Genomic DNA, 23,825 nt, shown 5'->3' with positions numbered 1-23,825 from the left:
GGCCGGAGATCAGCGCTTGCCGAGGTTCGGCACGTCGCGGCGCTCGGAGCCCACGAAGAGCTGGCGCGGGCGGCCGATCTTGTACTCGGGGTCGCCGATCATCTCGTTGAGCTGGGCTATCCAGCCCACGGTGCGGGCCAGCGCGAAGATGCCGGTGAACAGGTTCACGGGGATGCCGATGGCGCGCTGCACGATGCCGGAGTAGAAGTCCACGTTCGGGTAGAGCTTGCGCTGCACGAAGTAGTCGTCTTCCAGGGCTATCTTCTCGAGCTCCTTGGCCAGGGCGAACAGCGGGTCCTTCTCCAGGCCCAACTCGGCCAGCACTTCGTTGCAGGTTTCCTGCATGAGCTTGGCGCGGGGATCGTAGTTCTTGTACACGCGGTGGCCGAAGCCCATCAGCTTGACGCCGCTGTTCTTGTCCTTGACCTTCTCCATGAACTCGCCGACCTTGGCCACGCCGCCGTTGCGCTGGATGTCCTCCAGCATATTCAGACAGGCTTCGTTGGCGCCGCCGTGGGCGGGGCCCCACAGGCACGCCACGCCGGCCGCGATGGCGGCGAACGGGTTGGTGCCGGAGGAGCCGCACAGGCGCACGGTGGAGGTGGACGCGTTCTGCTCGTGGTCGGCGTGCAGGATGAAGATGCGGTCCATCGCGCGCTCGATCACGGGGTTGACCTTGTAGTCCTCGCAGGGCGTGCCGAACATCATGCGCAGGAAGTTGCCTGCGTAGCTCAGCTCGTTGCGGGGGTACATGTAGGGCTCGCCCTTGCCGTACTTGTAGGCCATGGCCACGAGCGTGGGCATCTTGGCGATCAGGCGGATCGCGGCGATGGCGCGGTGCTCGGGATTGTTGATGTCGGTGCTGTCGTGGTAGAAGGCCGACAGCGCACCCACCAGGCCGGTCAGCACGGCCATGGGGTGGGCGTCGCGGCGAAAGCCCCGCAGGAAGAACTGCATCTGCTCGTTGACCATGGTGTGCTTGGTCACGAGCTGGTGGAAGTCGCTGCGCTGCGTGTCGTCGGGCAGCTCGCCGTTGAGCAGCAGGTAGCAGGTGTCGAGGTAGTCGCACTTCTCGGCCAGCTGCTCGATGGGGTAGCCGCGGTACAGCAGCTCGCCCTTGTCGCCGTCGATGTAGGTGATGGACGACTGGCAGGCCGCCGTGGACAGGAAGCCCGGGTCATAGGTGAACATGCCCGTTTGCGCGTACAGCTTGCGGATGTCGATCACGTCCGGGCCGATGCTGCCCTGGTACACGGGAAGCTCCATGCTGGGGCTGCCGTTGCTGAACGATAGCGTCGCTTTGTTGTCTGCCAGTTTCATTTCCAGTTTCCTTCTGTAGTTGACCCGCACAGTGATGCGTGGGGGCTGCTACGCGCGGTGGCGCAGCTGTTCCAGCACTTCCTTGACTTCCGGGGTGTCGAGCACTTCCGTGGGTTCCTTGCGGCGCAGCAGCAGGTCCAGCAGGTCGTTGTCCGACAGGTCCATCAATGCCGTGAGTCCCCGTGCCTGGCGTTGGGTCAGGCGCGGGCCGTGGGCCGCGAAGAACCGCTCGATGAACAGGTCGTTCTCGACCAGCCCGCGGCGGCTGCGCCACCGCAGAATGGCCACTTCGCGTTCGTCCAGCAGTGCTTCTTCGGCCATGGTTCTTCGTTTCTTCAGATGGCGCGGCGCACCATCAGTTCCTTGATCTTGCCAATCGCCCGCGTGGGGTTCAGGTGCTTGGGGCACACGTCCACGCAGTTCATGATGGTGTGGCAGCGGAAGAGCCGGTACGGGTCTTCCAGGTTGTCCAGGCGCTCGCCCGTCTTCTCGTCACGGCTGTCGGCGATGAAGCGGTAGGCCTGCAGCAGGCCGGCGGGGCCCACGAACTTGTCGGGGTTCCACCAGAACGAGGGGCAGCTCGTGGAGCAGCTCGCGCACAGGATGCACTCGTACAGGCCGTTGAGCTCCTCGCGCTCCTCGGGCGACTGCAGGCGCTCCTTGGAGGGCGACACCAGACTGTCGTTCTGCAGGTAGGGCTTGATCGAGTGGTACTGCTTGAAGAACTGCGTCATGTCCACGATCAGGTCGCGGATCACGGGCAGGCCGGGCAGGGGCTTCAGAACGATGTCGCCCTGCAGGGTCTTCATGTTCGTGAGGCAGGCCAGGCCGTTCTTGCCGTTGATGTTCATCGCGTCCGAACCGCACACGCCTTCGCGGCAGGAGCGGCGGAACGAGATGGAGGGGTCCATGGCCTTGAGCTTGACCAGTGCGTCCAGCAGCATGCGCTCGTGGCCGTCGAGTTCGACCTCCACGGTCTGCATGTAGGGCTTGGCGTCCTTGTCCGGGTCGTAGCGGTAGATCTTGAAAGTGCGCTTCATGTGACTGTTCTCTCGTGGGCTGCTGGTTTAGAACGTGCGGACCTTGGGCGGCACGCTGTCCACCGTGAGGGGCTTTAGGTTCACCGGCTTGTACTCCAAGCCGTTGTTGGCGCTGTACCAGAGGGTGTGCTTGAGCCAGTCCTTGTCGTTGCGGCCCAGCGGGAAGTCGGGGTGGTCGGCCGGGTGCTCGTAGTCGTAGACCGTGTGGGCGCCGCGGCACTCGTGGCGCGCGGCGGCCGAGGTCATCGTCGCCTGGGCCACCTCGATGAGGTTGTCCACTTCGAGCGCTTCCATGCGCGCGGTGTTCCAGACCTGGGACTTGTCCTTGAGCGTAACGGAGCCCACGCGCTCGCGGATGGCGTTGATCTTCACCACGCCTTCGTCCATGCCCTGCTGCGTGCGGAACACGCCGGCATGCTGCTGCATGGAGGCGCGGATGTCGTTCGCGATGTCCTGGGCGTAGGTGCCTTCCTTGGAGTCCTGCAGCTCGTTGAGGCGCGCCAGCGTGCGGTCGGAGCCGTCGGCCGGCACGGCAGCGTGGTCGCCGAAGCCGTTGACGAACTGCACGATGTGCTTGCCGGCGGCCTTGCCGAACACCAGCAGGTCGAGCAGCGAGTTCGTGCCCAGACGGTTGGCGCCGTGCACCGACACGCAGGAGCATTCGCCCACGGCATAGAGGCCGTTGACCACCTTGTTTTGCTGGCCGTCCCACACCACGACCTGGCCGTTGATGTTGGTCGGCACGCCGCCCATCTGGTAGTGGATGGTGGGCACCACGGGGATCGGCTCCTTGGTGATGTCCACGTTGGCGAAATTGTGGCCGATCTCTTCCACCGACGGCAGGCGCTTGCGGATGGTGTCCGCGCCCAGGTGGTCGAGCTTCATCAGGATGTAGTCCTTGTTCGGGCCGCAGCCGCGGCCTTCCTTGATTTCCTGGTCCATGGAGCGGGAAACGAAGTCGCGCGGCGCCAGGTCCTTCAGTGTGGGTGCATAGCGCTCCATGAAGCGCTCGCCATTGCTATTCAGCAGAATTGCGCCTTCGCCGCGGCAGCCTTCGGTCAGCAGCACGCCCGCGCCGGCCACGCCGGTCGGGTGGAACTGCCAGAACTCCATGTCCTGCAGCGGGATGCCCGCGCGCGCGGCCATGCCCAGGCCGTCGCCGGTGTTGATGAAGGCGTTGGTCGATGCCGCGAAGATGCGGCCCGCGCCGCCCGTGGCCAGCAGCACGGCCTTGGCGTGCAGCTCGTACAAGTCGCCGGTTTCCAGCTCCAGCGCGGTCACGCCGACCACGTCGCCCTGGGTGTTGCGGATCAGGTCCAGCGCCATCCACTCGACGAAGAAGTTGGTCTTAGACTTCACGTTCTGCTGGTACAGCGTGTGCAGCATGGCGTGGCCGGTGCGGTCGGCCGCGGCGCAGGCGCGCTGCACGGGCTTCTCGCCGTAGTTGGCGGTGTGGCCGCCGAAGGGGCGCTGGTAGATCGTGCCGTCGGGGTTGCGGTCGAACGGCATGCCGAAGTGCTCGAGCTCGATCACGACGTTGGGCGCCTCGCGGCACATGAACTCGATGGCGTCCTGGTCACCCAGCCAGTCGGAGCCCTTGATGGTGTCGTAGAAGTGGTAGTGCCAGTTGTCCTCGCTCATGTTGCCGAGCGATGCGGACACGCCGCCCTGCGCGGCCACGGTGTGCGAGCGGGTGGGGAAGACCTTGGACAGGCAGGCCACGTTCAGGCCCGCGCGCGACAGTTCCAGCGAAGCGCGCATGCCGGAGCCGCCGGCCCCCACGATGACCACGTCGAACTTGCGCTTGGTGATGTTGGCTTTGGTGTAGCTCATTGTTTTCTTTCAATCGCGGGAATCAGAGACGCCACAGAGTCTGGAAGCCCCAGCCGGCGCAGGCCACCAGCCAGACGATGGTGAAGACCTGCAGCAGCAGGCGCAGCCCGGCGGACTTCACGTAGTCCATCCACACGTCGCGCACGCCGACCCAGACGTGCCAGACCAGGGCCACGATGACGGAGAACGTGAGCACCTTCATCCACTGGGTCGAGAAAATGCCGGCCCAGCGGTCGTAGCCGATGGGGCCCTTGCTGAAGATCACCTGCGCCAGCAGCGCGATGGTGAACAGGGCCATGAGGGCGGCGGTCACGCGCTGGGCCAGCCAGTCGCGGATGCCGTAGTGGGCACCGACCACGGTGCGCTTGGAGCCGTAATTCACGGACATGGGGAGTTCCTTATCGTGGGTGGGGAGAGCGATCCGCGCGGGATCAGTACAGGCCGAACAGCTTGGCGCCCAGCACCAGCGTGAGGCCGATGCTCAGAACCAGCGTCACGATGGCGGAGCTCTTGCCGAACTCCTTGCTGACGGCTTCGTGGCTCACGTCCATCCACAGGTGGCGCAGGCCGGCGATGAAGTGGTGCAGGTAGGCCCAGATCAGGGCCAGCGCCACCAGCTTGACGAGCCAGCCCGGCACGAAACCCAGGCCCGCGGTGAACGCGGAGGTGAAGCGGCCGAACGAAATCTCCGAGGACACCGAGGTGTCGAACATCCACAGCACGAAGGGCAGCAGCAGGAACATGATCATGCCGCTCGCGCGATGCAGGATGGAGACCCAGCCCGCGGCCGGCAGGCGGTAGGTCCTCACGTCGTTGAAAATGTTGATGTTGCGGTATTCGGGCCGTTTCTTGGCGAGCTCTGTCATGGCGGGTGCTTTCGTGGATGTAACTGCGTTGTAATCGCGCTGAAGGCAGACAACCCAAAATTCTATTGCAATGCAACACCAGGGCGCTGCGGAGACTGCGTATTCTCCCCGCGGGCGTTTGCATGCGGGCTGCGGTGGATCAGCTCAGTTCGTTGTGGTAGTGGTGGGTATCGGTCCGGTACAGGCCTCGACGTAACTCCATGGGAACATCGTTATATGTGTAAGCAAGCCGCTCCACGCTGAGCAGCGGGGTGCCGGGGGGGACGCCCAGCCCTTCGGCTTGGGCGGCGTCCGGCAGCACAGCGCGCAGCTTCTCCTCGGCGCGCACCATGCGCACGCCGAAGTCCAGCTCGAACATGGCATAGGTGGGGCCCTGGTAGCCGGCCATCTGCTCGGCGGTCAGGCCCCTGAACGCCTGGCCGGGCAGCCAGATGTCCTCCAGGATGGTGGGCACGCCCGCGAAGGCGAGCACGCGGCGTGCCTGGACCACGGGGTCGCCCGCGCGCAGCGCGAGGGCACGGGCCACGTCGGCGCTGGCGCGCACGCGCCGGCATTCCAGGATGGTGCGCTGGGCGGGGCCTTCGGTGCGTGCGTCGCCCGCGTCGGGAATCAGCTTGAGGAAGCGGTACTGCACCTGCCGCTCCGCATGGGTGGACACGAAGGTGCCCTTGCCCTGGCGGCGGGTGACGAGGTTCTCGGCCGCCAGCTCGTCGATGGCCTTGCGCACCGTGCCCTGGCTGACGCGAAAGCGCGCCGCCAGCTCGATCTCGCTGGGGATGGCCTCGCCGGGCTTCCACTCGCCGTGCTGGAGGCTGTGCAGGATGAGTCCCTTAATCTGCTGGTACAGGGGGCTGAAGGCCGGCGTCGGGCTGCCCGCCCCGCTGGTGGCAGGGGCTGCGTCGGTGGCGCTTGCGGGTGTGGAGGACATGTCCTGGTCGGAGACGGGCGGGTGCGGCGCTCCGCTGTCCAACATGGTGCGGAGCTGTCGGATCATATCTTATATAAGACATAAGACAAATTGACCCTGCGGGTGAATCGGCGGTAAACTCCAAGGCTGTTCTGCGGGGCACGGGCTGCTGATGAATGGCGCTGGTGCGACCTTGCACCAACACCCTTTTTCTTCCCTTCTCTCTGGAGTCTTTTCATGAGCAAGAAACCCGTTCGCGTCGCCGTCACCGGCGCCGCAGGCCAAATCGGCTACGCCCTGCTGTTCCGCATCGCCTCCGGCGAAATGCTGGGCAAGGACCAGCCCGTCATCCTGCAACTGCTGGAAATCCCCGACGAGAAGGCCCAGAACGCGCTCAAGGGCGTGATCATGGAGCTGGAGGACTGCGCCTTCCCGCTGCTGGCCGGCATCGAGGCCCATTCCGACCCCATGACCGCGTTCAAGGACACCGACTACGCCCTGCTGGTCGGCGCTCGTCCGCGCGGCCCCGGCATGGAGCGTGCCGACCTGCTGGCCGCCAACGCCCAGATCTTCACGGCCCAGGGCAAGGCCCTGAACGCCGTGGCCTCGCGCAACGTCAAGGTGCTGGTGGTCGGCAACCCCGCCAACACCAACGCCTACATCGCCATGAAGTCGGCCCCCGACCTGCCGGCGAAAAACTTCACCGCCATGCTGCGCCTGGACCACAACCGCGCGGCCTCGCAGCTCGCGGCCAAGGGGGGCTTCAAGGTCGGCGACATCCGCAAGCTGACGGTATGGGGCAACCACTCGCCCACCATGTACGCCGACTACCGCTTCGCCACCGTCGATGGCAAGTCCGTGAAGGACGCCATCAACGACCAGGCTTGGAACAAGGACGTGTTCCTGCCCACCGTGGGCAAGCGCGGCGCCGCCATCATCGCGGCGCGCGGCCTGTCGTCGGCCGCTTCGGCCGCCAACGCCGCCATCGACCACATGCGCGACTGGGCCCTGGGCTCCAAGGGCGAGTGGGTCACGATGGGCGTGCCCTCCAACGGCGAATACGGCATCCCCGCCGGCATCGTGTTCGGCTTTCCGGTGACCACCGAGAACGGCGAATACCAGATCGTCAAGGGCCTGGAAATCGACGCCTTCTCGCAGGAATGCATCGACAAGACCCTGGCCGAGCTGCAGGGCGAGCAGGACGGCGTCAAGCACCTACTGTAAGCCAGTCTCTCCATGCTCGACTGGAACCCCGCGCTCTACCTGCGCTTTGCCAATGAGCGCACGCGCCCCGCAGCCGAGTTGCTGGCGCGTGTCCCGCTGGCCCGGGCCCGCCACGTGGTGGACCTGGGTTGCGGGCCGGGCAATTCCACCGAGCTGCTGGTGCAGCGTTTCCCCGAGGCGCGCGTCACCGGCATCGACAACTCCGAGGCCATGCTGGCCGCCGCACGCCAGCAGCTGCCCCAGGCCGGCTTCGCGCTGGGCGACATCGCCGCCTGGGCCCCCGATGGCGGCGAGACGCCCGACCTGATCTATGCCAACGCCTCCCTGCAGTGGGTCGGCGGGCATGCAGCGCTGATCCCCCGCCTGTTCTCCCTTCTGGCGCCGGGCGGCGTCCTGGCGATCCAGATGCCCGACAACCGCGAAGAGCCCACGCACCGCCTGATGCGCGAATTGGCGGGCCTGCCGCCATTCGCCAGCCACATCGCGGACGCCTCGCGCGTGCGCACCGACATCCTGCCCATCGGCCACTACTACGACCTGCTCGCCGCGCCCCAGGCGCGCGCCGCGTCGGTGGACGTGTGGCACACCATTTACCAGCATCCCATGGCCTCGGCCGGCGCCATCGTCCAATGGCTGCGGGGCACGGGACTCAAGCCCTTCGTGGAGGGACTGCCGCCCGCGCTGCAAGGCGACTTCTTGGCCGAATACGAGCGCCGCGTGGATGCCGCCTATGACGTGCGCGCAGACGGCCAGCGGCTGCTGGCCTTCCCGCGTCTTTTCATCGTTGCCCAGCGCCAGCCATGACGAATCCCTCCACCGCCCATCCTGCCCAGGTGCTGCTGGATGCCCAGGCCGGCGCCCAGCGCATTCCCGTGTGCGACCACTACAGCGGCGTGGAAGTGCGCATGCGCAAGAGCCTGCAGCTGCAGCAGGAGCTGATGGCCGAGTTCGGCCACTGCGTGTTCGACGTCACGCTGGACTGCGAGGACGGCGCCCCCGTGGGCAGCGAGCGTGAACACGCCCGGCTCGTCGCGCGCCTGGCGCAGGAGGCGGCACCCGGCGCGCGCGTGGCCGCGCGGGTGCACACCATCGACCACCCCGCGTTCGCCGAAGACATCGCGATCATCGCGGGCGAGGCGGGCCGGCACCTGTGCCACATCATGCTGCCCAAGGTGGAGTCGGTGGACGACGTGCTGCGCGCCGAGCGCGCGCTGGCCGCCGCCGGCGCGGACCACCTGCCGCTGCATGCGCTCATCGAATCGCCCGGCGCCGTGCACCGCGCCTTCGACATCGCCGCGCACCCGCGCATCCAGAGCCTGAGCTTCGGGCTGATGGACTTCGTCTCGGCGCACGGCGGCGCCATTCCCGCGTCGGGCATGACCTCGAAGGGGCAGTTTGAGCACCCGCTCGTGGTGCGCGCCAAGCTGGAGATCGCCGCAGCCTGCCATGCCAACGGCAAGGTGCCCTCGCACTGCGTGGTCACCGAGTTCAGCGACGCGGCCGCCATGCAGGCAGCCGCCGGCCGTGCCGCGCAGGAGTTCGGCTACACGCGCATGTGGAGCATCCATCCCGCGCAGATCCGCCCCATCCTGGCGGCTTTCGCCCCCGGGGAGGCCGAGATTGCCCGGGCCGCCCGCATCGTTTCCGCCGCCGTGCACGCTGACTGGGCCCCCATCAGCGAGGACGGCGTTCTGCACGACCGCGCCAGCTACCGGTATTTCTGGCAGGTGCTGGAGCGTGCACACCAGACCGGCCGTGCGCTGCCCGAAGAGGCGCGGGGCTGGTTTGCAGAGGCTGCGGCCCCCGCACCGTGACCAGCCCCGTTGCTTCGCCCCGCTATCCTTGAGTCCCTCAGCCCACTTATCTCCCTGAACGCAGGAGCCGCCCCATGAAGACCCTCATCGCTTCCGCACTGATGCTGCTGGCCCCCGCCCTGGCGCTGGCGCAGTCGTCCACGACCCAGCCGGCCCCCAAGGCCGCCAGCAAGCCCGCCGCCAAGGCGCAGCCGGCCAAGCAGAACACGGCCAAGAGCACGGCGGCCAAGTCCACCAAGCCCGCCGCCGGCAAGACCACGGTGGCCAAGGCGTCCCCCACCAGCAGCCGCACCCAGCTGCACAGCGGCGCCGTGCAGGTGGCATCGGGCATCGCCGCCGCCGAGGCGGCGCTGACGCCCGAGGAGCTGGCCATCGCCGAGCGCGTGCACACGGGCCGCATCGCCTGCGAGCTGGGCGCCTTCGTCCAAGTCGATGCCGACCCGCAGTCGCCCGGCCGCTTCCACGTGGAAGGCAAGGGCTTCAAGTACCACATGGCGCCGGTCGCCACGTCCACCGGCACCGTGCGCCTGGAAGACCAGCGCGCGGGCGCGGTGTGGATCCAGATCGCCAACAAGTCCATGCTCATGAACCAGAAGCTGGGCCAGCGTATGGCCGACGAATGCATGAGCCCCGCGCAGGTGACCGTGGCCGAAGCCATCAAGAAGAATCCTCCGCCGAGCCTGCTCGACGCCCCGGCTCCCCGATAAATAAACCCCATCGTCCGCCGGCCTGGCCACGCCGCTGCCTTCGAGGCGGCAGGGACGTGGCCGGTCGGTTGCCGCCCCACTTGAAAACCACACCTTTCCGGAGAACGTAGACATGCTGAAAGCCTACCGCGACCATGTGGCCGAACGCGCCGCACTGGGCATCCCCCCGCTGCCCCTCGATGCCAAGCAGGTGGCCGAGCTGATCGAGCTGATCAAGAACCCGCCCGCCGGCGAAGACACCTTCCTGCTCGACCTGCTGACCCACCGCGTGCCGCCGGGCGTGGACGATGCCGCCAAGGTCAAGGCCTCGTTCCTGGCCGCCGTGGCGCACGGCGACATCCAGGTGGGCCTGATCTCCAAGGCCAAGGCCACCGAACTGCTGGGCACCATGGTGGGCGGCTACAACGTGCACCCGCTGATCGAGCTGCTGGACGACGCCGAAGTCGCCGGCGTGGCTGCCGAGGCGCTCAAGAAGACGCTGCTGATGTTCGACTACTTCAACGACGTCGCCGCCAAGGCCAAGGCCGGCAACGCCAAGGCCAAGGAAGTGGTGCAGTCCTGGGCCGACGCCGAGTGGTTCACGAGCCGCCCCAAGGTCGAGCAGAAGATCACCGTCACCGTGTTCAAGGTGCCCGGCGAGACCAACACCGACGACCTCTCGCCCGCGCCCGACGCCACCACGCGCCCCGACATCCCCATGCACTACCTGGCGATGCTCAAGAACACCCGTCCCGACGCGGCCTTCAAGCCCGAGCAGGACGGCGTGCGCGGCCCGATGCAGTTCATTGAAGACCTGAAGAAAAAGGGCAACCTCGTGGCCTACGTGGGTGACGTGGTCGGCACGGGCTCTTCGCGCAAGTCGGCCACCAACAGCGTGATCTGGGCCACGGGCCAGGACATCCCCTTCGTGCCCAACAAGCGCTTCGGCGGCGTCACGCTGGGCGGCAAGATCGCCCCCATCTTCTTCAACACGCAGGAAGACTCCGGCTCGCTGCCGATCGAGGTGGACGTGTCCAAGCTCGAGATGGGCGACGTGATCGACGTGCTGCCCTACGACGGCAAGCTGGTCAAGAACGGCGAGACCGTGGCCGAGTTCCAGCTCAAGAGCGACGTGCTGCTCGACGAAGTGCAGGCCGGCGGCCGCATCAACCTCATCATCGGCCGCTCGCTGACCGCCAAGGCGCGCGAGTTCCTGGGCCTGCCCGCATCGACCGCTTTCCGCCTGCCCCAGGCGCCCGCCGAATCCAAGGCCGGCTTCACCCTGGCGCAGAAGATGGTCGGCCGCGCCTGCGGCCTGCCCGAAGGCTTCGGCATCCGCCCCGGCACGTACTGCGAGCCGCGCATGACCACCGTGGGTTCGCAAGACACCACCGGCCCCATGACCCGCGACGAACTCAAGGACCTGGCCTGCCTGGGCTTCTCGGCCGACATGGTGATGCAGTCCTTTTGCCATACCGCCGCCTACCCCAAGCCCGTGGACGTGAAGACCCACCGCGAGCTGCCCGCCTTCATCAGCAACCGCGGCGGCGTGGCCCTGCGCCCGGGCGACGGCGTGATCCACTCCTGGCTCAACCGCCTGCTGCTGCCCGATACCGTGGGCACGGGCGGCGACAGCCACACGCGCTTCCCCATCGGCATTTCCTTCCCCGCGGGCTCGGGCCTGGTGGCCTTCGGCGCTGCCACGGGCGTGATGCCGCTGGACATGCCTGAATCGGTGCTGGTGCGTTTCAAGGGCGAACTGCAGCCCGGTGTGACGCTGCGCGACCTGGTGCACGCGATTCCGCTGTATGCCATCAAGGCCGGCCTGCTGACGGTGGCCAAGGCCGGCAAGAAGAACATCTTCTCGGGCCGCATCCTGGAAATCGAGGGCCTGCCCGACCTGAAGGTGGAACAGGCGTTCGAGCTGTCCGACGCATCGGCCGAGCGCTCGGCCGCGGGCTGCACGATCAAGCTCAACCCCGAGCCGATCGCCGAGTACCTGCGCTCCAACGTCGTGCTGATGAAGAACATGATCGCCGACGGCTACCAGGACGCGAAGACGCTGCAGCGCCGCATCGAGAAGGTGGAAGCCTGGCTGGCCAAGCCCGAGCTGCTCGAAGCCGACAAGGACGCCGAGTACGCCGCCGTGATCGAGATCGACCTGGCCGACATCAAGGAGCCCATCGTCTGCTGCCCGAACGACCCGGACGACGCCAAGTTCCTGTCCGAAGTGGCCGGCACCAAGATCGACGAGGCCTTCATCGGCTCGTGCATGACCAACATCGGCCACTTCCGCGCAGCCGCCAAGCTGCTCGGCGGCCAGCGCGACATTCCGGTCAAGCTGTGGGTGGCGCCGCCCACCAAGATGGACCAGAACGAGCTGATCAAGGAAGGCCACTACGCCGCCTTCGGCACGGCCGGCGCCCGCACCGAGATGCCGGGCTGCTCGCTGTGCATGGGCAACCAGGCGCAGGTGCGCGAGGGCGCGACGGTGATCTCCACCTCCACCCGCAACTTCCCGAACCGCCTGGGCAAGAACACCAACGTGTTCCTGGGCTCGGCCGAGCTGGCTGCCATCGCCTCGCGCATGGGCAAGCTGCCCACCAAGGAGGAATACCTCAAGGAAATGGGCGTCATCGACGCCGACAAGGCCAGCGTGTACCGCTACATGAACTTCGACCAGATCGAGGAATATGCCGAGGTCGCCAAGGGCGTGGCGGCCTGACCGCCGCCTGACGCCAGGGCCGCGCAGCGGCCCCGTGCCGACCCCGCCGGGCGCGAGCCCTGCGGGGTTTTGTTTATTTGCTCATGTATTGGTAGCTGCCTGCGCTTGCTGCATAAGCGCTGGAGACTGTTTCGGCCTCAAGCGTTTCAGCCCTGCGCCAGCACACGCAGCGCGGCGGCGCTGGCGTCGTCCGCCGGGAAGAAGGTCTCCAGCGCCAGCTCCTGCAGCGTCACGTCCACGGGCGAGCCGAACACGGTGGTCGTGCTCACCAGGTTCAGCATGCCGGCCGCTGTGCGGAACTGGAACGGCATGAGCACGCCCAGGTGCTCGTCGGGCAGCTGCAGCGCGGGAGCGTCCGGGGGCTGCGGATAGGCCTGCAGCTCCTGCAGCAGGGCCGCGAGCACGGCGTCGCCGCTTTCGTGGATCTGCTGGCGCAGGCGCTCGAAGAGATGGGTGCGCCACTGCCCCAGGTTGGCGATGCGCGTCGCCAGGCCGCGCGGGTGCAGGCTCAGGCGCAGCACGTTCACGGGCGGGCGCAGCAGTTCGGCGTCCGCGCCGGCCAGCAGCAGGGGCACGATGCGGTTGGCCATGACCAGGTTCCAGTGCCGATCCATGGCCAGCGCGGGCCAGGGCTCGTGGCAGTCCAGGATGCGCTGCACCGCGGCGCGTGCGCCCGCCATCTCGGGCGCGTCCAGCGGGCGTTCGCGGTACATCGGCGCGTAGCCGGCGGCCACCAGCAGCGCATTGCGTTCGCGCAGCGGCACGTCCAGGCGGTGGGCCAGGCGCAGCACCATGTCGCGGCTGGGGCTGGCGCGGCCCGTTTCCACGCAGCTCAGGTGGCGCGTGGAGACCTCGGCGGCGTGCGCCAGGTCGAGCTGGCTGAGCCGGCGGCGCTGGCGCCAGTGGCGCAGGCGCTCGCCGAACGGCGCGGGAATGGAGTGCGGGCTGCTGTGCATGGCCCGCATGGTAGGCCCGCCCGCGCCGCGCGGGCATGACCTGCCAGGTCATGGACGCACCGCGCCTGCGGGGCCGACGATGGCAACCCTGTTCAACCCCCTCGGGAGTCTTCCATGTCCTTCATCGCTTCTCTCACCTCCGCCGCCGGCCTGCGCCGGGTGCTCTGGGCCGATGCCGCTGCGGGCGGCGCCATGGCCGCGCTGCACCTGGCTGCGGCCGAACCGCTGGCCGGCTTGCTGGGGCTGTCGCCCGCGCTGCTCTCGGCCAGCGGCTGGCTGGCGCTGCCCTTCGTGCTGCTGGCGGGATCGCTGGCGCTGCGGCCTGTGCCCGCAGGGGGCGCTTTGGCGCTGCTCGCGGCGGGCAACTTCCTGTGGGTGCTGGCCAGCGCGGCGGTGCTGTGGGACACGGCGGGCTGGGGCCAGGCCTACGTGGCGGTGCAGGCGGCGGCCGTGCTGGTGCTGGCGGAGCTGCAGTGGATGGGCCTGCGCCGCGGCCGCACCGCCGCGCGGGCGGTGCAGCCGGCTTAGCCTTGCTCGGCCAGCAGGTCCTGCAGCGCCTTGACCTGCTGGCGCAGGCGCTCGTTCTCCGCCTCCAGCTCGGCCACGCGCTGGCGCAGTTCGTCGGCCGATGCGGCGGGTGCTGCGTCCTGCGCGGCGGCGGGCGATTCTTCGGCCTTGGGCTTCTTCTTCGCGTCGCGCACCCGCTTGGCGGCCTGCTTGAGTTCCTGCGCGCCCCCCGTGGCAGCGGCTTTTTGCTCGTCCACGGGCAGCTGGGCGACCACGGCGGCAGCGTTGAGCGACAGCTCGCCCGACTTGACGGCGGCCACCACCTCCGGCGCGGCGTTCTGGTGGATGGTCTCGATCGCCTTCACCTGTGCGGCCGTGAGGCGCGCGGCGCGGGCCAGGGCCTCGCGCGTGTCCAGCGCGTCGTCGGGCACCTTGGGCACCTTGGCGAGCGCCTGGGCCACCACGGGGTCGGTGTCGCCTTCCCACGGGGCCTGGGCGTCGGGGGACTGGGCGGCCTCGGCCTTGGCGGCCACCACGGCGGCGGCCGCGGCGGCGCGGCGCGCAGCGATGATCTCGCGCTTGCGCAGCGCCAGCACGCCGCGCTGGAACTCCGACACGCTGCGCCGGCCCAGGTGCTGGTCGATCATCCACAGGTGCACGTCCTCCATGTTCTGGAAGCGCGTGTTCTGCACCGTCTGGAACGGCAGGCCGTGCTTGGTGCAGATGCGGTGGCGGTTGTGGCCGTCCACCAGGATGTCGCCCCACAGCACCAGTGCGTCGCGGCAGCCTTCTTCGAGGATGCTGCGCTCCAGCGCTTCGTCTTCTTCGGGGGTGAGGGGGTCGATGTAGGCCAGCAGTTCGGGCAGGACGGTGATGTCGGTCATGGAAAGTCGCAAAAACAAAAGGCCCGCAGGGCCTTCATAAGGGAAACTGGCCGCCAGCGCTTGGTGACCAAGCGCTGGAAGCTATGGAATTCAGAGCAGCCGCGCGATCAGCGCGCCCTCCACGGGCCCTTCGAGCGGGATGCGCACGCGCACCGGGCTGCCCTGGGCCACCTGCACGGGCTCGCCGTCGAGGTTGAACATGGTCTCCAGCCGCACCTGGCGGTTGCCCTGCGGGTGGATGATCTCCAGCGTGTCGCCGACCTGGAAGCGGTTCTTGGTCTCCACCTCGGCCATGCCGCCCGCGTAGCCGCGCACCTCGCCGACGAAGTGGGCGCGCTGCAACACGCTGTTGCCCGTCTCGTAGTTCTGGTAGTCGTTGGCCGGGCGGCGCTCCAGCAGGCCGCCGGTGTAGCCACGGTTGGCCAGGCCTTCCAGCTCGGTGATGAGGTGCGGGTTGAACGGGCGGCCGGCCACGGCGTCGTCGATGGCGCGGCGGTAGACCTGGGCGGTACGGGCCACGTAATACAGGCTCTTGGTGCGGCCCTCGATCTTGAGCGAATCGACGCCGATCTTCACGAGGCGCTCCACGTGCTCCACCGCGCGCAGGTCCTTGCTGTTCATGATGTACGTGCCGTGCTCGTCCTCCATGATGGGCATCAGCTCGCCGGGACGGCCCTTTTCCTCGATCAGGTAGACCTGGTCGGCCTGGGGATGGCGCGCCCCGCCGCCGCAGGTGCTGGTGAACTGGCTGTCGGCCTCCTCGCGCGCCTGCGCGAAGTCGAAGCCGTTCTCCATCGTTTGCGCCAGTGCCTCGCCGGTGTTGGGGTCGACGGCCGCATCGTGCGTCTTGTATTCCCAGCGGCAGGCGTTGGTGCAGGTGCCCTGGTTGGGGTCGCGCCGGTTGAAGTAGCCCGAGAGCAGGCAGCGGCCCGAGTAGGCGATGCACAGGGCCCCGTGCACGAACACCTCGATCTCCATGTCGGGGCATTCCTGGCGGATCTTCTCGACCTCGTCCAGGCTCAGCTCGCGCGAGAGGATGATGCGCGACACGCCCGCCTTCTGCCAGAACTTCACCGTCGCCCAGTTGGTGGTGTTGGCCTGCACGGAGAGGTGCACCTCGGTCTCCGGCCACTTCTCCTTGACCATCATGATCAGGCCCGGGTCGGCCATGATGAAGGCGTCGGGCTTGCACTCGATCACCGGCTCGATGTCGCGCAGGTAGGTGCGCACCTTGTCGTTGTGCGCGATCAGGTTGCTGGTGACGAAGAATTTCTTGCCGCGCTGGTGCGCTTCCTGGATGCCCTGGGCGATCTGCTCCAGGCGGAATTCGTTGTTGCGCGCGCGCAGGCTGTAGCGCGGCTGGCCGGCGTAGACGGCATCGGCGCCGAAGTCGTACGCCGCGCGCATCTTGTCGAGCGAGCCGGCGGGCAGCAGCAGTTCGGGGGCTTTCAGGGTCATGGGGCGGGATTTTCGCCGATGCGCCATGGCGGGGCGAGCCACGCGGGTAATTTTCGCTTCCAAAAAAATAGCTGCTGGCGCTTGCTGCGCAAGCGCTGGAGGTAAAAAAGACTATGAATCCGTCCGCAGGTGCTCCACCAGCCGCCGCGTGAACGGCGGCAGGGCCGCCAGGTCCTGCATGCACAGCACCAGCGAGCGCCGGGCCCAGCCGTCGGCCAGCGGCACGGGGTGGATGCGCAGCGCCCGCGCATGCCGGCGCGCCGCCGCCTGCGGCACCACGGCCACGCCCGCGCCCAGGCCCACGAGGCGGCACACAGCCTCCAGGTGGCCCAGCCGGGCGCGGTAGTCCAGCCGCCGGCCCAGGCGGCGCGCCTGGGTGCCGACCATGGCCTGCAGCGCGCTGTCGTGCGGGAGGCCGATGAAGTCTTCATGGAGCACCTGCTCCAGGTGCACGGCCCGTGCGCCGGCCAGCGCGTGCGCGGCGGGCACGGCGAGCACCAGAGGGTCGGGGCGGAAGGGCAGGGTGGCCAGGCCCTGCAGGTCCACCGCGTCGGAGGCCACGCCCAGCTCGGCCAGCCCGCCTCGCACGGCGTCGGCGATGTCCTGGCTGCCGCGCTCCTGCAGCTCCACCGACACGCGCGGGTGCGCGGCCAGGAAGGCGGGCAGCAGCGGCGGCAGGTGCTCGCCCAGCGCCGAGGTATTGCACAGCAGGCGCACGTGGCCCGCCAGGCCCGCGCCGTGGCCGGCCATGTCGCCGCGCAGGTGCTCCATCTGCCGCAGCACCTGGCGCGCGTGGTGCAGCAGTGTGCGGCCCGCCGCCGTGGGCTGCACGCCGCGCGGGCCGCGCACCAGCAGCGGCGCGCCCAGTCCGGCCTCCATGGCGCGGATGCGCTCGCTGGTCGAGGCCAGCGCGAGGTGGCTGCGCTGCGCGCCGCCGGTGATGGAGCCGGCCTCGTGCACGTGCACGAACAGGCGCAGGTCGGTCAGGTCGAAGTGCATCTCGCCACCTTAGCAGCCTTCGGCCAGGGCGAAGGTGGGGTGCGCCAATGCCGCATTGGCATGCACGCACCAGGGCGGAACAATCGGCCGCATCTTCATGGAAAGGATTCCCGCATGACGCTCGCATCGCTGCCGCCCTGGCTGCCCGTGGCCCTGGCCATCTTCGTGCTGGCCGGGCTCGTCAAGGGCGTGGTGGGGCTGGGCCTGCCCACGGTGGCCATGGGCCTGCTGGCGCTGCGCCTGCCGCCGGCCGAGGCGGCGGCGCTGCTGGTCGTTCCCTCTCTCGTCACCAACGTCTGGCAGATGCGGCCCTGGGGTACGCTCGCGCCGCTGGCGCGGCGTCTCGCGGGGCTGCTGCTGGGCGTGTGCGTGGGTACGTGGCTGGGTGCGTGGTTGCTGGGCGCACCTGCCGGGGCCTGGGCGCGCGTGGCGCTGGGCGGGGCGCTGATCGCCTATGCGCTGTGGTCGCTGGCCGGGGCGGTGCTGCATGCGCCGCCGCGCGTGCAGCGCTGGCTGGGCCCCCTGGTGGGTGCGGCCACCGGGCTGGTGACTGCCGCCACCGGCGTCTTCGTGGTGCCGGCGGTGCCTTACCTGCAGGCGCTGGGGCTGCAGCGCGATGCGTTCGTGCAGGCCATGGGCCTGAGCTTCACCGTCTCCACCCTGGCGCTGGCCGTGGGGCTGGCGGGCAACGCCAGCTTTTCGGGCGCCGCGCTGGGCTGGTCGCTGCTGATGCTGGCGCCCGCGCTGCTGGGCATGGCGCTGGGTGGGCGGCTGCGCCAGCGGCTGTCGCCGGTGTGGTTCCGCCGCTGCCTGATGGCGGGGCTGCTGCTGCTGGGCAGCCACATGGTTCTGGGCTAGACGCGGCGCTTGTCGAGCTTGCGCGTGAGCGTGCGCCGGTGCATGCCCAGGCGGCGCGCGGCCTCGGTGATGTTGAAGCCCGTCTCGGCCAGCACCTCGTGGATGCGCTCCCACTCCAGCGTCTTGATGGAACTGGAGCGGTTGGTGAGTTCCATGTCGGCGTTGCCTTCGGCGAGGCCGAAGGCGGCCTCAATGTCGTCGGTGTTGGAGGGTTTGGCGAGGTAGTGGCAGGCGCCGAGCTTCACTGCTTCCACGGCGGTGGCGATGCTGGCGTAGCCCGTGAGCACGACGATGAGCATTTCTTCGCTGTGCGCGTGCAGCGCGCGCACGCAGGCCAGGCCCGTGGCCTCGCCCTTGAGCTTCAGGTCCACCACCGCGTAGCCCGGCGTGTGGGTGGCGAGCAGCTCCTGGGTGCGCGCGAGGCTGTCGGCGTGCAGCACGCGGTAGCCGCGCCGCTCGAAGGAGCGCGCGAGCGTGCGCGCGAAAGCCTCGTCGTCCTCCACGATGAGCAGCAGGCGTTCGGTGTCGGCGTTCATGGTGTCGTCAAATCTCCCGCATCGCGACGGAGGCCAGCGGCAGCGTGATGGTGACGACGGCGCCGCCATCGTCGCGGTTGCGGGCCTGCACGCTGCCGCCCAGGGTGCGCGCGACGTTCATCGCCAGGAACAGGCCCAGCCCGCCGCCGGGGCGGCCCTTGCTGGACTGGTAGGGCTTGCCGAACTGCTGGAGCATGGCGGGCGCGAAGCCGGTGCCCCGGTCGCTGACGATGATGCGCAGCGCATCGCTGCCTGCGTCGCGCTCGGCCTCCAGGCCGACCCAGTGGGGCGACGCATCGCGTGCATTGTCCAGCACGTTGAAAACCATTTGCTCCAGCGTGGCATCGGCCACCATGGGGCTGTCCTCGCCGAAGCGGTTGTCGTAGGCGAACGTGTCCACCGAGCGCGTGGCGCGCCAGTCGCGCGCCAGCGTGTCGAGGAACTGGCAGACGGTGGTCTGGGCCGAGGCCTCGCCGCGCGCCTCGCCTGCCGACAGCAGGATGCCGCTGACGATGGTCTTGCAGCGCTGCACCTGGGCCTGCATCTCGGCGATTTCCTCCTGCAGCGCGGCGTCGCGCGCCAGCGCCGGGTCGCGCCGCCAGTCGCCCAGGATGACGGCCAGGGTGGACAGGGGCGTGCCCAGTTCGTGCGCCGCGCCGGAGGCCAGCAGGCCCATGCGCACGATGTGCTCCTCCTCTGCCGCCCGCTGGCGGATGGCGGCCAGGCGCGTGTCGCGCTGGCGCAGGTTGCGTCCGATGCGATGGATGAAGATCACCACCAGCCCCGCGTTGAGCATGAAGCACACCAGCAGCCCCAGCACGTAGGGGCTGGCCAGCCCGCGCGAGAAGTCGGGCGCCAGGGGCAGCGGCAGGGCGTAGCGTGTCAGCAGCACGACGCACAGTGCCGCGATGAGCACCATGCCCCACACGTAGGCGCTGCGCAGCAGGGCGGCGCCCAGCGTGATCTGCAGCAGGTAGAGGAACACGAAGGGGTTGCTGGCGCCGCCGCTCAGGTAGAGCTGCACGGTGAGCACCGCCACGTCCACCAGCAAGGCCAGGAACAGCTCCACGTTGCGCACGCCGCGGCCGGTGCGCCAGCGCAGGAAGCTCACCACGTTGAATGCCGCGAGGCAGCCTACCACCATGAGCATCTCGCGCAGGGGCAGCGCCAGGTTCAGGCTGTAGTGCGCGACCTCGATGGTGAAGATCTGCCCGATGACCGCGATCCAGCGCAGCTGGATGAGCTGGTGCAGGTTCTTGAGCCCTGCCGCGGCGTCGGCCGAGCGGGCTTTCAGGGCAGGGGGCGTGGCGGAGTCAGAGCGGGGGCTCATGGCGGGTGGACAGGCGATGGGCGGCACGCAGCCGGAGCTCGTAGCGTGCCACATACACCGCCGCCGCCGCCACCATGGCCGCCAGGCCGAACCAGGTGACAGCGTACACGAAGTGGCTGTTGTGGAAGCGCACCACCGTCATCCCCGGGCGCGGCCAGGGGCCGGCGCTGGCGGGCGCATCCTCCGGCGCGGGATGCGGCGCACGCGCGTCGGGAATGCCGGCGTCGATGAAGAAGGGTGCCGCCTGCGCCAGCCCCTGCGCCTGGGCGATGGCGGCCACGTCGCGCGAATGCCAGCGCTGCTGCGCGGGGTCGTTGCGGCGCAGGAAGCCGCCGCCGGGCTCGGCCATGCGCAGCAGGCCCTCGACCTGCACGGCGGGGCTGTCCGGCGCCTGGGCCGCGGCGGCCAGCCAGGGCGCGCGCTGGGCTTCGGGGATGAAGCCGCGGTTGACCAGCACCTGGCCGCCGGTGTCGAGCTGCAGCGGGGTGAGCACCCAGAAGCCCGCGCCCAGCACGGTGGCGGCCTGGGTCAGCACGGTCTTGCGCTCCAGCCAGCGGCCCTGGGCGCGCACGGGCTGGTATTCGTGGCTGGCGGCAGTGACCTGCGGCCAGCCGGCGGGCGGGGGCAGGGGGATGGGCGCGGCGTGCAGGCGCTGCTCCACGCGCTCCATCAGCGCCAGCTTCCAGGTGCGGCGCTCCACCTGCCACCAGCCGAGCGCGCTGAACACAACGAACAAGGCGATGCCCGCCAGCGCGAGCATCGCCATCGTCAGATCGGAGTGCGGGCGCGGCAGCGGGCCCGCCTGCGCTGCGCTCAAGGCGCGGTGTGGTGGTGTTCTCCCACCTGCGGCTGGCCGGTCATGGGGTTGGCGTGCGAGGGCATCATGTTCGCGTTCATGTGGAACATGACCCACAGCGTACCCGCGAGGGTGACGGCCACGAAGACGATGGTGAACAGGGTGGACAGCATGGTCCAGCCGCCCTGGATCTTGCCGTTCATGTGCAGGAAGTAGACCATGTGGACGACGATCTGCACGGCTGCGAGCACGCCCAGCACGAGCACGGCCGTGGTGCGGTTCTGGATCACGCCGGCCATCACCAGCCAGAACGGGATGGCCGTGAGGATGACGGCCAGGACGAAGCCCTTGATGTAGTCCGAGCGGGTGACGTGCAGGTCGTCGCCGTGGCCGTGGTGGTCGTCGTGGTGGTCGCCGCCATGGCCGGCGTGGAGTTCATGCGCGCTCATCAAAGCACCCCCATGAGATAGACAAAGGTGAAGACGCCGATCCAGACCACGTCCAGAAAGTGCCAGAACATGGACAGGCAGTTGACGCGGCGCACGTTCTCGGGGATCAGGCCGTGCTTGCGGATCTGCAGCATCAGCGTGACGAGCCAGATCAGGCCGAAGGTGACGTGCAGCCCGTGGGTGCCGACCAGCGTGAAGAACGCCGACAGGAAGGCGCTGCGCTGGGGCGTGGCGCCCTGGTGGATGAGGTGGGCGAACTCGTATAGTTCCACGGCCAGGAAGGCCAGGCCGAGCAGGCCGGTGACGGCCAGCCAGGCCAGCGTGCCGCGCACGTTCTTCTGCTGCTTTTGCAGCATGGCGAAGCCGAAGGTGATCGACGACAGCAGCAGGAAGGCCGTGTTCAGGGCCACCAGGCCCAGGTCGAACAGCTCCTTGCCCGTGGGGCCGGCCGCGTAGCTGCGGCCCAGCACGCCGTAGGTGGCGAACAGGGCGGCGAAGATGAGGCAGTCGCTCATCAGGTAGAGCCAGAAGCCCAGCGAGGTGCCGTTCTCCGGATGGGGCTCGTGCGCGGGGTGGTAGGCGCGCGGTGCCAGGGCGGCCGCGCCGCCGGCTGCGAGGGTGTGGGTATCAGACATGGGCTGCTGCAAGCTGCTGGGTGCGCGTCGCTTCCACGGCGGCCACGTCGGCGGCCGGGATGTAGTAGTCACGCTTGTAGTTGAAAGTATGGATGATCGACGCCAGCACGGTGGCCGCGAACGAGGCGGCGGCCAGCGGCCACATGTGCCAGATCATGGCGAAGCCGAACAGCGTGGACAGCGTGGCGATCACGATGCCCGCGCCGGTGTTGGCCGGCATGTGGATGGGCTGGAAGCCGGCGAGCGGGCGCTTGTAGCCGTGTTTCTTCATGTCCCACCAGGCATCGATCTCGTGCACCATGGGCGTGAAGGCGAAGTTGTACTGCGGCGGGGGCGAGGAGGTGGCCCACTCCAGCGTGCGGCCGCCCCAGGGGTCGCCGGTCACGTCGCGCAGCTGGTCGCGGCGCAGGTAGCTCACGACGAGCTGCACGAAGAAGCAGGCGATGCCCAGGGCGATCAGCGCGGCGCCGCAGGCGGCGATGATGAACCAGATCTGCAGCGACGGGTCCTCGAAATGGTTGGCGCGGCGCGTCACGCCCATCAGGCCCAGGATGTACAGCGGCGTGAACGCCACCCAGAAGCCCACCAGCCAGAACCAGAACGAGCACTTGCCCCAGAACTCGTCGAGCTTGTAGCCGAAGGCCTTGGGGAACCAGTAGTTGATGCCGGCGAACACCGCGAACACCACGCCGCCGATGATGACGTTGTGGAAGTGCGCGATCAGGAACAGGCTGTTGTGCAGCACGAAGTCGGCCGGGGGCACGGCCAGCAGCACGCCGGTCATGCCGCCGATGGCGAAGGTGCACATGAAGCCCACCGTCCACAGCATGGGCACGGTGAAGTGGATGCGGCCCTTGTACATGGTGAACAGCCAGTTGAAGATCTTGGCGCCCGTCGGGATCGAGATGATCATCGTCGTGATGCCGAAGAAGGTGTTCACCGTGGCGCCCGAGCCCATGGTGAAAAAGTGGTGCAGCCACACCAGGTACGACAGGATGGTGATACACACCGTCGCATACACCATGGAGGTGTAGCCGAACAGGCGCTTGCGGCTGAACGTGGCCACGACCTCGGAGAACACGCCGAACGCGGGCAGCACCAGGATGTAGACCTCGGGGTGGCCCCAGATCCAGATCAGGTTCACGTACAGCATGGAGTTGCCACCCAGGTCGTTCGTGAAGAAGTTCGTGCCCACGTAGCGGTCCAGCGTCATCAGCGCCAGCGCGGCCGTCAGGATAGGGAAGGTGGCCACGATCAGCGCGTTGGTGCACAGGGCGGTCCAGGTGAACACGGGCATCTTCATCAGGTTCATGCCCGGCGCGCGCATCTTGATGATGGTCACGATCAGGTTGATGCCCGACAAGGTGGTCCCCACCCCCGCGACCTGCAGGCCCCAGATGTAGTAGTCCAGCCCCACGCCCGGGTTCTGCGCGCCCAGGTTGGAGAGGGCCAGCCAGCCGGCCGTGGAGAACTCGCCCAGGAACAGCGACAGCATCACCAGCACGGCGCCGCCCGTGGTCATCCAGAAGCTGAAGTTGTTCAGGAACGGGAAGGACACGTCACGCGCGCCGATCTGCAGCGGCACGAGGTAGTTCATCAGGCCCGTGACGAACGGCATCGCCACGAAGAAGATCATGATCACGCCGTGGGCGGTGAAGATCTGGTCGTAGTGGTGCGGCGGCAGGTAGCCCATGCTCTCGCCGAAGGCCATGGACTGCTGCAGGCGCATCATCACCGCGTCGGCGAAGCCGCGCAGGAACATGACCAGGCCGAGGATCATGTACATGATCCCGATCCGCTTGTGGTCGATGCTGCAGATCCAGTCGCGCCACAGCGGGCTCCACAGGCGGAACCTGGTGAGGGCGGCCAGCATCACGAGGCCGCCCAGGACCACCGCGACGAAGGTCCACAGCACGATGGGCTCGTGCGCCATCGGGATGGAGTCCCAGGTGATGCGTCCCAGCAGCCAGTGGGCTTGGGCCGGGGTAGTGTGTTCAGACAT

Annotated in this window: 24 protein-coding genes; 7 read left to right on the top strand and 17 right to left on the bottom strand. The window is 68.4% G+C overall.

All coding sequences use genetic code 11. The features are described from left to right. Positions 1-9: 9 nt before the first annotated feature. The 7 genes from AVS7_RS05605 to AVS7_RS05575 all read right to left on the bottom strand — a co-directional run bounded on the left by AVS7_RS05605 (position 10) and on the right by AVS7_RS05575 (position 5,987). Positions 10-1,320, bottom strand: coding sequence for a citrate synthase (locus AVS7_RS05605; RefSeq protein ID WP_020227445.1), 1,311 nt, complete (start codon positions 1,318-1,320; stop codon positions 10-12). A 48-nt stretch (positions 1,321-1,368) separates the two neighbouring features. After that, positions 1,369-1,641 (bottom strand): succinate dehydrogenase assembly factor 2, encoded by a 273-nt coding sequence (locus AVS7_RS05600; RefSeq protein WP_020227444.1) that lies wholly within the window; start codon positions 1,639-1,641, stop codon positions 1,369-1,371. 14 nt (positions 1,642-1,655) lie between these two features. Continuing rightward, on the bottom strand, positions 1,656-2,360 hold the full coding sequence (locus AVS7_RS05595; RefSeq protein ID WP_020227443.1) for a succinate dehydrogenase iron-sulfur subunit: 705 nt from the start codon (positions 2,358-2,360) through the stop codon (positions 1,656-1,658). A gap of 27 nt (positions 2,361-2,387) precedes the next feature. Further along, a complete protein-coding gene (gene sdhA, locus AVS7_RS05590; protein ID WP_020227442.1) occupies positions 2,388-4,193 on the bottom strand; it encodes a succinate dehydrogenase flavoprotein subunit in 1,806 nt (601 codons plus the stop codon). A gap of 22 nt (positions 4,194-4,215) precedes the next feature. Continuing rightward, the gene (sdhD, locus tag AVS7_RS05585; RefSeq protein WP_011805950.1) at positions 4,216-4,581 is read right to left on the bottom strand and encodes a succinate dehydrogenase, hydrophobic membrane anchor protein; all 366 of its coding nucleotides are present in this window, start codon (positions 4,579-4,581) and stop codon (positions 4,216-4,218) included. A gap of 43 nt (positions 4,582-4,624) precedes the next feature. After that, a complete protein-coding gene (gene sdhC, locus AVS7_RS05580) occupies positions 4,625-5,059 on the bottom strand; it encodes a succinate dehydrogenase, cytochrome b556 subunit (protein ID WP_020227441.1) in 435 nt (144 codons plus the stop codon). Between the two features lie 139 nt (positions 5,060-5,198). Beyond that, positions 5,199-5,987, bottom strand: a complete 789-nt coding sequence (locus AVS7_RS05575; protein WP_034690096.1) for a GntR family transcriptional regulator — start codon at positions 5,985-5,987, stop codon at positions 5,199-5,201. A gap of 216 nt (positions 5,988-6,203) precedes the next feature. On the opposite strand from AVS7_RS05575, the gene AVS7_RS05570 reads away from it, so the two are divergent. The 5 genes from AVS7_RS05570 (at position 6,204) to acnB (ending at position 12,415) form a co-directional block, all read left to right on the top strand. After that, the gene (locus AVS7_RS05570) at positions 6,204-7,190 is read left to right on the top strand and encodes a malate dehydrogenase (RefSeq protein WP_020227439.1); all 987 of its coding nucleotides are present in this window, start codon (positions 6,204-6,206) and stop codon (positions 7,188-7,190) included. Between the two features lie 12 nt (positions 7,191-7,202). Continuing rightward, positions 7,203-7,994: a trans-aconitate 2-methyltransferase gene (gene tam / locus AVS7_RS05565; protein WP_020227438.1), complete on the top strand. Its 792-nt coding sequence runs from the start codon at positions 7,203-7,205 to the stop codon at positions 7,992-7,994. Beyond that, positions 7,991-9,004, top strand: coding sequence for a CoA ester lyase (locus AVS7_RS05560; RefSeq protein ID WP_020227437.1), 1,014 nt, complete (start codon positions 7,991-7,993; stop codon positions 9,002-9,004). The genes tam and AVS7_RS05560 overlap by 4 nt, the downstream gene beginning before the upstream one ends. Before the next feature lie 74 nt (positions 9,005-9,078). Beyond that, entirely contained in the window at positions 9,079-9,711 is a 633-nt protein-coding gene (locus AVS7_RS05555) for a hypothetical protein (protein WP_020227436.1), read from the top strand. 112 nt (positions 9,712-9,823) lie between these two features. After that, positions 9,824-12,415, top strand: coding sequence for a bifunctional aconitate hydratase 2/2-methylisocitrate dehydratase (acnB, locus tag AVS7_RS05550; protein ID WP_020227435.1), 2,592 nt, complete (start codon positions 9,824-9,826; stop codon positions 12,413-12,415). A gap of 146 nt (positions 12,416-12,561) precedes the next feature. Here the strand turns inward: acnB and AVS7_RS05545 are convergent, their stop codons facing one another. After that, a complete protein-coding gene (locus AVS7_RS05545) occupies positions 12,562-13,380 on the bottom strand; it encodes a helix-turn-helix domain-containing protein (RefSeq protein WP_024000995.1) in 819 nt (272 codons plus the stop codon). Between the two features lie 105 nt (positions 13,381-13,485). Here AVS7_RS05545 and AVS7_RS05540 point away from each other — a divergent pair, with 105 nt between their 5' ends. Further along, the gene (locus AVS7_RS05540) at positions 13,486-13,899 is read left to right on the top strand and encodes a hypothetical protein (RefSeq protein ID WP_020227433.1); all 414 of its coding nucleotides are present in this window, start codon (positions 13,486-13,488) and stop codon (positions 13,897-13,899) included. Here AVS7_RS05540 and AVS7_RS05535 read toward each other — a convergent pair. The 3 genes from AVS7_RS05535 to AVS7_RS05525 all read right to left on the bottom strand — a co-directional run bounded on the left by AVS7_RS05535 (position 13,896) and on the right by AVS7_RS05525 (position 17,219). Next, positions 13,896-14,762, bottom strand: a complete 867-nt coding sequence (locus AVS7_RS05535) for a hypothetical protein (RefSeq protein WP_020227432.1) — start codon at positions 14,760-14,762, stop codon at positions 13,896-13,898. The two genes, AVS7_RS05540 and AVS7_RS05535, sit on opposite strands and share 4 nt — an antisense overlap. 90 nt (positions 14,763-14,852) lie before the next feature. Continuing rightward, a complete protein-coding gene (gene yegQ / locus AVS7_RS05530; RefSeq protein WP_020227431.1) occupies positions 14,853-16,220 on the bottom strand; it encodes a tRNA 5-hydroxyuridine modification protein YegQ in 1,368 nt (455 codons plus the stop codon). 111 nt (positions 16,221-16,331) lie between these two features. Next, positions 16,332-17,219 (bottom strand): LysR family transcriptional regulator, encoded by an 888-nt coding sequence (locus AVS7_RS05525; protein WP_020227430.1) that lies wholly within the window; start codon positions 17,217-17,219, stop codon positions 16,332-16,334. Between the two features lie 114 nt (positions 17,220-17,333). On the opposite strand from AVS7_RS05525, the gene AVS7_RS05520 reads away from it, so the two are divergent. After that, entirely contained in the window at positions 17,334-18,077 is a 744-nt protein-coding gene (locus tag AVS7_RS05520; RefSeq protein WP_020227428.1) for a sulfite exporter TauE/SafE family protein, read from the top strand. Here the strand turns inward: AVS7_RS05520 and AVS7_RS05515 are convergent. Genes AVS7_RS05515 through cyoB form a run of 6 tightly spaced genes read right to left on the bottom strand, consistent with a single transcriptional unit; the run spans position 18,074 to position 23,825 of the window. Further along, the gene (locus AVS7_RS05515) at positions 18,074-18,613 is read right to left on the bottom strand and encodes a response regulator transcription factor (protein WP_020227427.1); all 540 of its coding nucleotides are present in this window, start codon (positions 18,611-18,613) and stop codon (positions 18,074-18,076) included. The genes AVS7_RS05520 and AVS7_RS05515 overlap by 4 nt on opposite strands. 7 nt (positions 18,614-18,620) lie before the next feature. Continuing rightward, positions 18,621-19,943 (bottom strand): ATP-binding protein, encoded by a 1,323-nt coding sequence (locus AVS7_RS05510; RefSeq protein ID WP_020227426.1) that lies wholly within the window; start codon positions 19,941-19,943, stop codon positions 18,621-18,623. Next, entirely contained in the window at positions 19,927-20,703 is a 777-nt protein-coding gene (locus tag AVS7_RS05505) for an SURF1 family protein (RefSeq protein WP_082176385.1), read from the bottom strand. Before AVS7_RS05505 ends, AVS7_RS05510 begins: the two co-directional genes overlap by 17 nt. Before the next feature lie 53 nt (positions 20,704-20,756). Beyond that, complete coding sequence (cyoD, locus tag AVS7_RS05500) at positions 20,757-21,188, bottom strand: cytochrome o ubiquinol oxidase subunit IV (RefSeq protein WP_020227424.1); 432 nt, start codon at positions 21,186-21,188, stop codon at positions 20,757-20,759. Further along, the gene (gene cyoC, locus AVS7_RS05495; RefSeq protein ID WP_020227423.1) at positions 21,188-21,823 is read right to left on the bottom strand and encodes a cytochrome o ubiquinol oxidase subunit III; all 636 of its coding nucleotides are present in this window, start codon (positions 21,821-21,823) and stop codon (positions 21,188-21,190) included. Before cyoC ends, cyoD begins: the two co-directional genes overlap by 1 nt. Continuing rightward, positions 21,816-23,825 (bottom strand): cytochrome o ubiquinol oxidase subunit I, encoded by a 2,010-nt coding sequence (gene cyoB, locus AVS7_RS05490; protein ID WP_024000994.1) that lies wholly within the window; start codon positions 23,823-23,825, stop codon positions 21,816-21,818. The genes cyoC and cyoB overlap by 8 nt, the downstream gene beginning before the upstream one ends.

Origin of the sequence: Acidovorax sp. MR-S7, from assembly GCF_000400995.2 — a bacterium.
GTDB lineage: Bacteria > Pseudomonadota > Gammaproteobacteria > Burkholderiales > Burkholderiaceae_C > MR-S7.
This window is presented reverse-complemented; position numbering and strand designations above follow the sequence as displayed.